The organism is Nocardia sp. NPDC058497 (assembly GCF_042720195.1).
Classification (GTDB): domain Bacteria; phylum Actinomycetota; class Actinomycetes; order Mycobacteriales; family Mycobacteriaceae; genus Nocardia.
The window spans coordinates 1-10,781 of sequence record NZ_JBHXMY010000169.1 but is presented as its reverse complement, the minus strand read 5'-3'; the positions used below and the strand labels follow the sequence as shown (position 1 = coordinate 10,781).

Sequence of the window (10,781 nt, the reverse complement as noted above, 5' to 3'; positions counted from 1 at the left end):
CGCCACCACCCTCGAATCGATCCACATCGAAGCCCCACCCGAACCCCCGTCCCGCATCCACGGCGACCTCTGGCCCGGCAACATCCTCTGGGGCCCCGCCGACACCCCCTGGCTCATCGATCCCGCCACCCACGGCGGCCACCGCGAAACCGACCTCGCCACCCTCACCCTCTTCGGTGCTGCCCCCCACTTCCCCCGAATCATCGCCGCCTACAACGACATCCACCCGCTCGCCCCCGACTGGCAATCCCGCATCCCCCTCCACAACCTCACCCTCCTCCTGGCCCACGCCATCCTCTTCGGCCGGACCTACCGCTCCGCCGTCCTCGACGCCGCCGCCCCGTATCGGTAGCCGGAGCGGACAGTGGCGAAAATGCAGAGCTTCACTTCGATATTTGTGAAAAACTTTGTCGCAGAACGTATTAGGATCGAGGTTGGCATTCGGATCGGGGTCTCGATCCGACAATGGGGGTGGGGGAGATGGTCGAAGGTTCGCTGCGCCCAGCGGCAACACGAGAGAACTTCGAGCGATTGCGGGCGGACCCGTTGTTCGACGACATCGTGGGGATGGTGGCCAACTATCTGGCTATGGCGTTCGACGCCCCAGCGAGTGCTGAGCGGGAACGCTGGACTCTCAGTTGCTTTCCGCAGACAGGTCGTGCTTCTGGATTGCGGCGCATGTGCACTCTGAATTTCGGCAGTATGGAAGTGCTCTACATCTCGCAACAACTGAGCGATGGCGTGGTCGCAGACCACCTCGTGACTCACTACGTCTCGGCATCGGCGTTGGAATCGGTGAGCGGATTCTCGCTGAGTGACTTGGTGATTCGTAACGGCCGAATGAGTATCGAACGCACCTCCATGGTCTCAGCCGGAGGCGATGGTGCGGTGATCCAAAGGTGGTTGTCCGATCCGGTCGCCTGCGATCAGGCCGCTGGCATCGCGATTGACGCACGGACGATCCGCCCGCTGGCCGACCATCTGGCCACGAAAGGTCGAGGATCGCACCAGCGTTCGCACAATCGCTGGTTCGCCGAGCATGTATTGGGACTGATGGCCAACTGATCAGTCGATGGTGCCCGCTGGGACGACCCAGACTTGAGGTTGCCGGGTGACGGCGGCGATGTGCTCGAAGTCGCGGTCGTAGTGGATGATGACGGCGTCGTGCTGTTCGGCGACGGCGGCGGTGAGCAGATCGACCAGGACCGCGCTGCGGTGATGCCCCTTCTTCGTCATCAGGTGCTGAACTTTCCTGGCGCGCTGGGCGATCGAGTCGTTCATCGGGAGATCGTGGTAGAGGCCGCGGCGGCGCTGTGCGATGTTCTGGACATCGGCCAGGTTGTGGGCGCCGGTGTGGATCCTGGTTGTCGTACTCGACGCGCTGAATCGGAAATGAGTTCGGTCCCGCTGTCGTCCGAGTCTCACTCGCGCTCGTGCGGAACAGGTTCTGTTCGGGTGGGGCGAATAATGTTCCGGCGCAACACGATCTGATTGCGAACATGTCAGATCCCATCGGTAGCGTTCAGCTATGACTAAGAAGCCGTCGAACCCGCACGATGCCTACGCTCGCGAGGTCCTTGGTCGTGCGGCCCACGCGGCCAGTGAGATCCGGGCCAACATCAACGCAGAACTCGCCGCACGCATCGATTTCGACGCGATGGTGCTGGTGCCGGGCAGCTTCATCACCGAGGACCTGCGGTCCCAGTACAGCGATGTCCTCTACCGGACCACGATCGATGACCGTGGCGCCTACCTTTACATACTGATCGAGCACCAGTCGTCCAGCGACCAACTGATGGCGTTCCGGATGCTGGGCTACATCCTCAATATCTGGCGTCGACACCTGGACGAGCATCCAACGCCGCAGATGTTGCCCGCCGTCGTCCCGATGGTGGTGCACAGCACCCACACCGGCCTCCGGTGGACCGCTCCCACCCAGCTCGGCGACCTGATCGACCTTGACGACTCCGCCCGCGGGCTGCTGTCTCGGTACCTGCCCCGGTTCGAGTTCCTGCTCGATGATGTCGCCCCGCTGGATGTGGCGGCGTTGCGGGCGCGGCCGTTGACTCCGGCGACGAAGTTGATGCTGATCATGCACAAAATCGGTCCGGGTAATCCGCACATCGCCTCGGATATCATGGAGGTGGTTGACGAGCTGCGGGCACTGTTGGACGGTCCTTCCGGCGCCCGCGAGTTCGATATCTTGGTGACGTATCTGTTCATCGTCTGCGATGTGAGCGTCACCGAGCTGCAGCCCTTGACCGATCGTCTCGGCCCTCGAGCGAAGGAAGTTGTGATGACCACAGCGGAACGACTGGAAGCGCGTGGAGAGGCGCGTGGAGAGGCGCGCGGTGAAGCGCGTGGACGTGTGGCGGGCCGCGCGGAGATGCTGGTCGAGCTGTTGACTGTCAAGTTCGGTCCGTTGCCGAGCGCTGTACATGAGCGGGTTCAGGCCGCTGATGCTGACGAGCTCCACGTGTGGGTCAGGCGGGTGCTGACCGCTGGCTCGTTGGCCGAGGTTTTCGCGTAGGCCCGAGGGACTCCGGTGCTGTCAGAGAACGAGGAGGTTCGACTCATCGGCCTGACGGACCGCCGACGTCGAGATCGCCGTATCGAATGTGACAAATCTGCCGCCTTCGGCGGTGGCGAGAGCCAGCAGATAGGCATCTGTCAGCTGCCGGTGACCGTGCAGCCGGCTCCGGTCGATGACTTTGTCGTCGAGCAGGCTGACCGAACAGGTCCAGAACTCGTGGTGCGGTGTGCCGGTCGCGTGTTCGAGTAGGTCCATGGCCTCGGGAATGCTGACCGCATTCGGGTACTTCGGTTGGCTGAGGATCCGCACGAATCCGTTCTCGGTGATCGCGCACGATGCCCAGCCGTGTTCGATCTCGGCCTCTAGCCATCGCCTTGCCCTGGCGTGGTCGATGTGGTCTTGGTCGAGCAGTGCGAGGAGAACGTTGACGTCCAGCAGTGCTCGTTTCACACGTCCTCTTCTTCACGGAGTTGGTCGATGAGGGCATTGGAGATGGTGGCTCCACGCCGGGGCAGTGGTTCGAATCCGTGGAAGGCCGCCGAGCTGTCACGCGGCGACGGTGTCGCGGAACAGGACAGCGCCTTCCTTGCGAGTTCGGACAAGATCTGACCCGCGGTTCTGTTCTCGCGGCGCGCTCGCTCCTTGACCGCGAGTAGTACGTCGTCGTCGATCGCCAGCGTGGTGCGCATGCATCTGATGCTACTGCATCACCGCGCGAAGCGAAACCGTACGGGGGCGACCGAAATGCTCCTGGAAATGCAGCTGAAATGCTCCGGTGTTGGGGCTATTTGCAAACGACGAAGGCCCCCGTCATCTTTCGATGGTGGCGGCCTTCGGGGCTGAGGGGAGGTCAGCGGGTGAAGAGCAGGGCCCGCTTGACTTCCTGGATGGCCTTGGTGACCTCGATGCCGCGGGGGCACGCGTCGGTGCAGTTGAAGGTGGTGCGGCAGCGCCACACGCCTTCGACGTCGTTGAGGATGTCGAGGCGCTCGCGGGCGCCTTCGTCGCGGCTGTCGAAGATGAAGCGGTGGGCGTTCACGATCGCGGCCGGGCCGAAGTAGCTGCCGTCGCTCCAGTACACGGGGCAGGAGGTGGTGCAGCAGGCGCACAGGATGCACTTGGTGGTGTCGTCGAATCGGGCGCGGTCGTGCTGGGACTGGATGCGCTCGCGGGTGGGCTCGTTACCCGAGGTGATCAGGTACGGCTTGACGGCACGGAAGGCGTCGAAGAACGGCTCCATGTCGACGACGAGGTCCTTCTCCACCGGCAGGCCGCGGATCGGCTCGACGGTCATGGTGAGGGCCTTGCCGCCCTTGGGCAGCATGTCCTTCATCAGGACCTTGCAGGCCAGCCGGTTCACGCCGTTGATCCGCATCGCGTCCGAACCGCACACACCGTGGGCGCAGGAGCGCCGGAAGGTGAGGGTGCCGTCCAGGTAGGACTTGATGTAGATCAGCACGTTGAGGAAGCGGTCGGTCGGCAGGACCGGCACCTGGAACGAATCCCAGTACGCGCCCTTGTCGTTCTCGGTGCTGAACCGGGCCACCTTGACGGTGACCATGACCGAGCCCTCGGGACCGGGCGCCGGCTTCTGCGTGGTGGGTTCGGCTACAGCAGTCATCAGTACTTACGCTCCATCGGCTCGTAGCGGGTCTGCACCACCGGCTTGAAGTCGAGGCGGATCTCGGAGATGAGCTCCGGGCCCTCCTTGTACGCCATGGTGTGCCGCATGAAGTTCACGTCGTCGCGGTCCGGGTAGTCGTCGCGGGCGTGGCCGCCACGCGATTCCTTGCGGTTGAGCGCGCCGACGACGGTGACCTCGGCGAGCTCGAGCAGGAAGCCCAGCTCGACGGCCTCGAGCAGGTCGCTGTTGTAGCGCTTGCCCTTGTCCTGCACCGTGATCCGGGTGTAGCGCTCCTTGAGCGCGTGGATGTCGGTGAGGGCCTGCTTGAGGGTGTCCTCGGTGCGGAACACCGCGGCGTTCATGTCCATCGAGTACTGCAGCTCGGTGCGGATGTCGGCCACGCGCTCGTTGCCGTGATCGGACAGGATCAGCGCCAGCCAGTCCTGCACCATCTGCGCCGGGTTCTCCGGCATCTCGACGAACTCGCTGCGCTCGGCGTACTCGGCGGCGGCGATGCCGGCGCGACGGCCGAACACGTTGATATCGAGCAGCGAGTTGGTGCCGAGGCGGTTCGCGCCGTGCACGGAGACACAGGCGCACTCACCGGCGGCGTAGAGGCCGGGGACCACGTCGGTGTTGTTGCGCAGCACCTCGCCACGGATCTTGGTCGGGATACCGCCCATGACGTAGTGGCAGGTCGGCATGACCGGCACCAGCTCGGTCACCGGGTCCACACCGAGGTAGGTGCGCGCGAACTCGGTGATGTCGGGCAGCTTCTCCTCGAGCACGTCCTCGCCGAGGTGGGTCACGTCGATGTAGACGTAATCCTTGTTCGGCCCGGCGCCACGGCCCTCGAGCACCTCGAGCACCATCGAGCGGGCGACGATGTCACGCGGCGCGAGGTCCTTGATGGTGGGGGCGTAGCGCTCCATGAAGCGCTCGCCGGAGGCGTTGCGCAGGATGCCACCCTCGCCACGGACCGCCTCGGAGATGAGGATGCCAAGGCCGGCGAGGCCTGTCGGGTGGAACTGGTGGAATTCCATGTCCTCGAGCGGCAGGCCCTTGCGGAACACGATCGCCATGCCGTCACCGGTCAGCGTGTGCGCGTTCGAGGTGGTCTTGTACATGCGGCCCGAGCCGCCGGTGGCGAACACGATCGACTTCGCGTGGAAGACGTGGATCTCGCCGGTGGACAGCTCGTAGGCGACGACGCCGGTGGCGACGGGGCCACGGTCGGACTCGGTCATCACCAGGTCGAGCACGTAGAACTCGTTGTAGAACTCGACGTCGTGCTTGACGCAGTTCTGGTAGAGCGTCTGCAGGATCATGTGACCGGTGCGGTCGGCGGCATAACACGCGCGACGCACGGGCGCCTTGCCGTGGTCACGGGTGTGGCCACCGAAACGACGCTGGTCGATCTTGCCCTCGGGCGTGCGGTTGAACGGCAGGCCCATCTTCTCCAGGTCCATGACCGCGTCGATGGCCTCCTTGGCCATGATCTCGGCGGCGTCCTGGTCGACGATGTAGTCGCCACCCTTGACGGTGTCGAAGGTGTGCCATTCCCAGTTGTCTTCTTCGACGTTGGCCAGCGCGGCGCACATGCCACCCTGGGCAGCGCCGGTGTGGCTGCGCGTCGGGTACAGCTTGGTCAGGACCGCGGTGCGAGCCCGGGGGCCCGCCTCGATCGCCGCGCGCATACCCGCGCCGCCGGCGCCGACGATGACGACGTCGTAGCGGTGTTCCTGAATCGGACGGGATTCACTCATGCGAGGGGGCCTGTTCCTAACCCGTGTAGTTGGGGTCGATGTGGGGATCGAAGGTGAAGATGACGTACGTACCGACGCTCACGATGAGGATCATCGAGACCACCAGGATGGCCTTGAGCCAGAACCGGGTGGAGTCCTTGCGGGAGTAGTCATCGATGATGGTGCGCAGGCCGTTGCCGCCGTGCAGCTGCGCCAGCCACAGCATGGACAGGTCCCAGAACTGCCAGAACGGGCTGGACCAGCGACCGGCCACGAACGCGAAGTTCAGGCGGTTCACGCCACCGTCGATCATCAGCATGATGAACATGTGACCGAGCACCAGGATGATCAGGAACAGGCCCGAGATGCGCATGAACAGCCACGCGTACTTCTCGAAGTTGCCGTTCGAGCTCGCCCGCGGGGAGCGGGGGGCGTCGAGGCTGGCCGGGCGGTCGTAGGACTTGCCGAGGACAGGTGCAGACATATCAGTGCTCCGTCAGCAGGTAGAAGAACTGGCGGCCGATGCCGGCGGCAGAGACCAGGACCCAGATGGCCAGCACGATCCACAGCATCTGCTTCTGGAAGCGGGGGCCCTGCGACCAGAAGTCGACCAGAATGACCCGGACGCCGTTGAGTGCGTGGAACAGGACGGCGACGACAAGCCCCATCTCCATCAACGCGACTACGGGGTTCTTGTAGAGCGCGATGGAGTTGTCGTAGGTGCTCGGGTTCACCCGAACCAGTGCCGTGTCCAGCACGTGCACGAAGAGGAAGAAGAACAGCGTGACACCGGTGATCCGGTGCAGCGCCCACGACCACATGCCGGGGTCGCCGCGGTACAGGCTCTTCCGCTTCGGCTGGGCCGGAGCCGGAGCTTCTATCGTGGTCATAGAGTGCGGTGCCTCCAACGTCGTTGATGGACCCGGTCACAGATCCGACGCCGGCGTGCGTGGAGAGGCAAATGCCCAGGTGGCTGCGCTGTGTTCTCGAGCGCTGGCCCGCCGCCGGGAACCTGAACCGATCTTTGGCTGACTCTAATCCTCTCTGTTTCGCGGAACTAATTCGGCGTGCCGTGCGTTGCGTGCGAATCAGCCGAGTTAGGTTTACCTTTCTCCTTGCCGGATACTGGTGCGGAGGCCCGATCGCCGACGCGTTCGGCGGGATCGGCTGGAGGTTCGCGATGCCCGAAATCGACTGGAATACCTTGCATGACAAGGCAATTCACGCTATGGGTCTGGCGTATGCGCCGTACTCGGGTTTCCCGGTCGGTGCGGCAGCTCTCACGGCGGACGGCCGAATTGTGAGCGGTTGCAATGTGGAAAATGTCTCATATGGACTAACGCTGTGTGCCGAATGTGTACTCGTCGGTAACTTATTCGCGACCGGTGGCGGGCGTCTCATTGCGGTCTCGGTGACCGATTCCCGGGGGGAAATCCTCATGCCGTGCGGGCGGTGCCGGCAGCTGTTGTTCGAGCATGGTGGTGGCGAGTTGCTCGTCGCCCATGCCGAGGGGCCCAAGCCGCTGAGCGAGCTGCTGCCGTACGCGTTCGGGCCGGACGATCTGGCGGCTGGGCAGCGGTAAAGTTGGCGGGACCACGGTGTCCGCACGCCGTGGCGGCTTTCGCATGCCAAACTGGCCGGATGACGGCACTGGATGCGGTATCGGTCATCAGGGTCAAGCGTGACGGTGGGGAGCTGTCCGACGCACAGATCGACTGGGTGGTGGACGGGTTCACCCGGGGGATCGTGGCCGACGAGCAGATGTCGGCGCTGGCCATGGCGATTCTCTGGCGCGGGATGACCCGGCGCGAGACTGCCCGCTGGACGGCGGCGATGATCGGCTCCGGTAGCCGGATGGACTTCACCGACCTGCCCCGGCCCACCGTCGACAAGCATTCGACCGGCGGTGTCGGCGACAAGATCACCCTGCCGCTGGCCCCGCTGGTGGCGGCCTGTGGCGCGGCGGTGCCGCAGCTGTCGGGCCGCGGGCTCGGCCACACCGGCGGCACGCTGGACAAGCTCGAGTCGATCCCCGGCTGGCAGGCCGATGTCACGGTGCCGCGGATGCGCGAGATCCTGGCCGACCCGGCGATCGGCGCCGTGGTGTGCGCGGCGGGCGCGGATCTGGCCCCGGCCGACAAGCGGCTCTACGCGCTGCGCGATGTCACCGGCACGGTCGAGTCGATTCCGCTGATCGCCAGTTCGATCATGAGCAAGAAGATCGCCGAGGGCACGGCGGCGCTGGTCCTGGACGTGAAGGTCGGGTCGGGTGCGTTCCTCAAGACCCTCGAGGGGGCGCGGGAACTGGCGTCCGCGATGGTCGAGCTGGGCCGCGACGCGGGCGTGAACACGGTCGCGTTGCTCACCGCGATGGATACCCCGCTCGGCCGGACCGCGGGCAACGCGCTCGAAGTCGCCGAGTCGGTGGAGGTGCTCGCGGGTGGGGGACCGGCCGACGTGGTCGAGCTGACCCTCACCCTCGCCCGCGAAATGATCGCTCAGGCCGGGCTGGACATCGACCCCGCCGATGCCCTTGCCGACGGCCGGGCCATGGACCACTGGCGCGCGATGATCCAGGCACAGGGCGGCGACCCGGACGCGCCGCTGCCGGTGGCGCGGCACTGCGAGACCGTCCGTGCCGAGTCGACCGGAATCCTCACCCGGCTCGACGCCATGGGTGTCGGCATCGCCGCCTGGCGGCTCGGCGCGGGCCGCGCTCGCCAGGGCGAACAGGTACAGGCGGGCGCGGGGATCGAGATGCACGCCAAGCCGGGTGATGCCGTGGTCGCCGGTCAGCCGCTGCTCACCCTGCACACCGATACGCCGGAAGCCTTCGACGGCGCGGTGGCCGCGCTCGCGGACGCGGTGATTGTCGAAACGACCGCCGAAGGTAAGCCGGGGGAGCTGGTCCTCGGCCGGATCGGTTGAGGCCGGCAGGCACTGGAGCGCCGCCGGCGAGGCCGCACGGGTGCACTGCGCGTGGCCCGCAATAGTCCGTTGCGGGTCGGATAATCAACGAGACGGTTGCCACGGGGCGAGTTCGCTGCCGGGATCGGCGCGCCCCGCTACCGTCTAAACATGACTGGACCGGCGCCCCTTGACCTTGCTTCGATCCGATGCGCACCGAAGGCTTTGCTGCACGATCACCTAGACGGTGGTTTGCGGCCCGCGACGGTGCTGGAGCTCGCCGCCGACTGCGGCTACGACGAATTACCCGCTTCTGACGCCGAGAGTTTGGGTGCGTGGTTCCGCGACGCCGCCGACAGCGGGTCGCTCGAGCGGTATCTCGAAACCTTCGATCACACGGTCGCCGTGATGCAGACCCCGGAGGGGCTGCGGCGGGTGGCGCGCGAGTGCGCGATCGACCTCGCTGCCGACGGTGTGGTCTACGCCGAGGTGCGGTTCGCGCCCGAGCAGCACCTGGAGAAGGGGCTCACCCTCGACGAGGTCGTCGAGCACACCATCGAGGGTTTCCGCGAGGGTGAGGCGATCGCGGCCGAGCAGGGCAACATCATCCGGGTGACGTGTCTGCTCACGGCGATGCGGCATGCGGCCAGGTCGCGGGAGATCGCCGAGCTGACGGTGCGGTTCCGGGACCGCGGCGTCGCCGGTTTCGACATCGCGGGGGCCGAGGCGGGCTTCCCGCCCACCCGGCACCTCGACGCCTTCGAATATTTGCGAGTCAACCACGCGCACTTCACGATTCACGCGGGTGAGGCGTTCGGCCTGCCCTCCATCCACGAGGCACTCGCGTTCTGCGGCTGTGATCGGCTCGGTCACGGCGTGCGCATCACCGACGACATCAGCGTGCCCGGCGGCGACATCGAGGACGCCCGGCTCGGCCTGGTCGCCAACTACGTGCGCGACATGCGCGTTCCGCTGGAACTGTGTCCGTCGTCGAATGTGCAGACCGGCGCGGTGCCCTCGCTGGACAAGCATCCGTTCGACCTGCTCGCCCGTCTGCGCTTCCGGGTCACCGTCAACACCGACAACCGGCTGATGAGCGACACCACCATGAGCGAGGAGATGCTCAAACTGGTCGACACCTTCGGCTACGGCTGGAGCGACCTCGAGCGGTTCACCATCAATGCCATGAAGTCGGCGTTCATCCCGTTCCCCGACCGCCTGAAGATCATCGACGAGGTGATCAAGCCGGGGTACGCGGTCCTGCTGGGATGAGGCGAGGACATGGGTAACTCACCGGGGACGGGCTGAAATGACTCGGAGCGTTACCGGAAGCCGCGTCGCTACCGGTAACGCTCCTGAGTCTGGCCCGAAATCGCGGAGAGGCGGGACAGCGCTACTCGCTGACGAGCCGAGCCTCGAACGTGCGCTGCAGGTCACGGAACTGCTGTGCCTCGGCGGCGAACGGCGGGTTCGGCGCCATCCGGTTCGGGTCGGGGTTGAGCAGGTAGGAGATGTACCAGCCGAGCGGCGTCGACGGTGCCAGCGCCTGTTCCACGCTGTCATCGTCGGCGTAGTCGGCGGCGTCGCTGAACAGTTCGACGGCCAGGTCGAGCTGTTCGACGTCGACCGCTTCCGGGCCCTCGGCGAGGTCGTCGACCAGGCCGGTGAGCACGTAGACGTTCTCGTCGGTCACCTCGACCTCGAGCGAACCGTCCACCGCCGCGGTCTGCACCTCGGCGAAGGTGGAGACGCGGGCCAGCTCGTGCTCGTGATCGTCGGCCAGGTAGCGGGCCAGCGCGCGCTCGGAACCGAACACGGTGATGGTGCGGCCGTTGCCGAGGAAGATCGGCTCGTCGTCGAGGTAGCAGCGCAGGGTGTACTGCTCGCCGTCGGAGGTGACGATCTTGACCGGGTCGATGCCGACCTCGGTCCCGAACCACTCGTCCCCGTGTTAGTGGTCCGCGGGGGGGAG

The 10,781-nt window shown here is 65.7% G+C and carries 13 protein-coding genes and 1 pseudogene; 6 read left to right on the top strand and 8 right to left on the bottom strand.

Going from position 1 to position 10,781, the window contains the following annotated elements; all coding sequences use genetic code 11:
• Both ACFWPJ_RS14155 and ACFWPJ_RS14150 read left to right on the top strand, forming a co-directional pair.
• A partial coding sequence (locus tag ACFWPJ_RS14155; protein WP_378851010.1) for a fructosamine kinase family protein occupies positions 1-352 on the top strand: 352 nt, incomplete at its 5' end.
• A gap of 128 nt (positions 353-480) precedes the next feature.
• Complete coding sequence (locus ACFWPJ_RS14150; RefSeq protein WP_378851007.1) at positions 481-1,065, top strand: hypothetical protein; 585 nt, start codon at positions 481-483, stop codon at positions 1,063-1,065.
• On the opposite strand, the gene ACFWPJ_RS14145 is transcribed toward ACFWPJ_RS14150, so the two are convergent.
• Positions 1,066-1,281 (bottom strand): PIN domain-containing protein, encoded by a 216-nt coding sequence (locus tag ACFWPJ_RS14145; RefSeq protein ID WP_378851004.1) that lies wholly within the window; start codon positions 1,279-1,281, stop codon positions 1,066-1,068.
• 247 nt (positions 1,282-1,528) lie between these two features.
• Here ACFWPJ_RS14145 and ACFWPJ_RS14140 point away from each other — a divergent pair, with 247 nt between their 5' ends.
• Positions 1,529-2,530 (top strand): Rpn family recombination-promoting nuclease/putative transposase, encoded by a 1,002-nt coding sequence (locus ACFWPJ_RS14140; RefSeq protein ID WP_378851001.1) that lies wholly within the window; start codon positions 1,529-1,531, stop codon positions 2,528-2,530.
• Between the two features lie 21 nt (positions 2,531-2,551).
• Here the strand turns inward: ACFWPJ_RS14140 and ACFWPJ_RS14135 are convergent, their stop codons facing one another.
• The 6 genes from ACFWPJ_RS14135 to sdhC all read right to left on the bottom strand — a co-directional run bounded on the left by ACFWPJ_RS14135 (position 2,552) and on the right by sdhC (position 6,792).
• Entirely contained in the window at positions 2,552-2,983 is a 432-nt protein-coding gene (locus ACFWPJ_RS14135; protein ID WP_378850999.1) for a TA system VapC family ribonuclease toxin, read from the bottom strand.
• Complete coding sequence (locus tag ACFWPJ_RS14130) at positions 2,980-3,222, bottom strand: antitoxin (protein ID WP_378850996.1); 243 nt, start codon at positions 3,220-3,222, stop codon at positions 2,980-2,982. Before ACFWPJ_RS14130 ends, ACFWPJ_RS14135 begins: the two co-directional genes overlap by 4 nt.
• Before the next feature lie 161 nt (positions 3,223-3,383).
• The gene (locus tag ACFWPJ_RS14125; protein ID WP_378850993.1) at positions 3,384-4,154 is read right to left on the bottom strand and encodes a succinate dehydrogenase iron-sulfur subunit; all 771 of its coding nucleotides are present in this window, start codon (positions 4,152-4,154) and stop codon (positions 3,384-3,386) included.
• On the bottom strand, positions 4,154-5,923 hold the full coding sequence (sdhA, locus tag ACFWPJ_RS14120; protein ID WP_378850990.1) for a succinate dehydrogenase flavoprotein subunit: 1,770 nt from the start codon (positions 5,921-5,923) through the stop codon (positions 4,154-4,156). Before sdhA ends, ACFWPJ_RS14125 begins: the two co-directional genes overlap by 1 nt.
• 16 nt (positions 5,924-5,939) lie before the next feature.
• The gene (locus ACFWPJ_RS14115; RefSeq protein ID WP_378850987.1) at positions 5,940-6,386 is read right to left on the bottom strand and encodes a succinate dehydrogenase hydrophobic membrane anchor subunit; all 447 of its coding nucleotides are present in this window, start codon (positions 6,384-6,386) and stop codon (positions 5,940-5,942) included.
• Between the two features lies 1 nt (position 6,387).
• A complete protein-coding gene (sdhC, locus tag ACFWPJ_RS14110; RefSeq protein WP_378850986.1) occupies positions 6,388-6,792 on the bottom strand; it encodes a succinate dehydrogenase, cytochrome b556 subunit in 405 nt (134 codons plus the stop codon).
• Positions 6,793-7,082: 290 nt separating this feature from the next.
• Between sdhC and ACFWPJ_RS14105 the strand changes: the two genes are divergently transcribed.
• The 3 genes from ACFWPJ_RS14105 (at position 7,083) to ACFWPJ_RS14095 (ending at position 10,081) form a co-directional block, all read left to right on the top strand.
• Positions 7,083-7,484, top strand: a complete 402-nt coding sequence (locus tag ACFWPJ_RS14105) for a cytidine deaminase (RefSeq protein WP_378850983.1) — start codon at positions 7,083-7,085, stop codon at positions 7,482-7,484.
• 59 nt (positions 7,485-7,543) lie between these two features.
• Positions 7,544-8,830 carry a thymidine phosphorylase gene (locus tag ACFWPJ_RS14100; protein WP_378850981.1) on the top strand — a complete coding sequence of 429 codons (1,287 nt, stop codon included), beginning with the start codon at positions 7,544-7,546 and terminating at the stop codon, positions 8,828-8,830.
• 150 nt (positions 8,831-8,980) lie between these two features.
• Positions 8,981-10,081: an adenosine deaminase gene (locus tag ACFWPJ_RS14095; RefSeq protein ID WP_378850978.1), complete on the top strand. Its 1,101-nt coding sequence runs from the start codon at positions 8,981-8,983 to the stop codon at positions 10,079-10,081.
• Between the two features lie 121 nt (positions 10,082-10,202).
• On the opposite strand, the pseudogene ACFWPJ_RS14090 reads toward ACFWPJ_RS14095, so the two are convergent.
• Positions 10,203-10,745: pseudogene (locus ACFWPJ_RS14090) on the bottom strand (primosomal protein); the annotation flags it as partial.
• Positions 10,746-10,781 lie beyond the last annotated feature (36 nt).

What these genes read in the sequence shown, in the direction of transcription:
- ACFWPJ_RS14115 (WP_378850987.1), bottom strand. Translation starts at nt 6,386, where the DNA reads ATGTCTGCACCTGTCCTCGGCAAGTCCTACGACCGCCCGGCCAGCCTC.
- ACFWPJ_RS14145 (WP_378851004.1), bottom strand. Translation starts at nt 1,281, where the DNA reads ATGAACGACTCGATCGCCCAGCGCGCCAGGAAAGTTCAGCACCTGATG.
- sdhA (WP_378850990.1), bottom strand. Translation starts at nt 5,923, where the DNA reads ATGAGTGAATCCCGTCCGATTCAGGAACACCGCTACGACGTCGTCATC.
- ACFWPJ_RS14150 (WP_378851007.1), top strand. Translation starts at nt 481, where the DNA reads ATGGTCGAAGGTTCGCTGCGCCCAGCGGCAACACGAGAGAACTTCGAG.
- ACFWPJ_RS14100 (WP_378850981.1), top strand. Translation starts at nt 7,544, where the DNA reads ATGACGGCACTGGATGCGGTATCGGTCATCAGGGTCAAGCGTGACGGT.
- ACFWPJ_RS14125 (WP_378850993.1), bottom strand. Translation starts at nt 4,154, where the DNA reads ATGACTGCTGTAGCCGAACCCACCACGCAGAAGCCGGCGCCCGGTCCC.
- ACFWPJ_RS14095 (WP_378850978.1), top strand. Translation starts at nt 8,981, where the DNA reads ATGACTGGACCGGCGCCCCTTGACCTTGCTTCGATCCGATGCGCACCG.
- ACFWPJ_RS14140 (WP_378851001.1), top strand. Translation starts at nt 1,529, where the DNA reads ATGACTAAGAAGCCGTCGAACCCGCACGATGCCTACGCTCGCGAGGTC.
- ACFWPJ_RS14105 (WP_378850983.1), top strand. Translation starts at nt 7,083, where the DNA reads ATGCCCGAAATCGACTGGAATACCTTGCATGACAAGGCAATTCACGCT.
- ACFWPJ_RS14130 (WP_378850996.1), bottom strand. Translation starts at nt 3,222, where the DNA reads ATGCGCACCACGCTGGCGATCGACGACGACGTACTACTCGCGGTCAAG.
- sdhC (WP_378850986.1), bottom strand. Translation starts at nt 6,792, where the DNA reads ATGACCACGATAGAAGCTCCGGCTCCGGCCCAGCCGAAGCGGAAGAGC.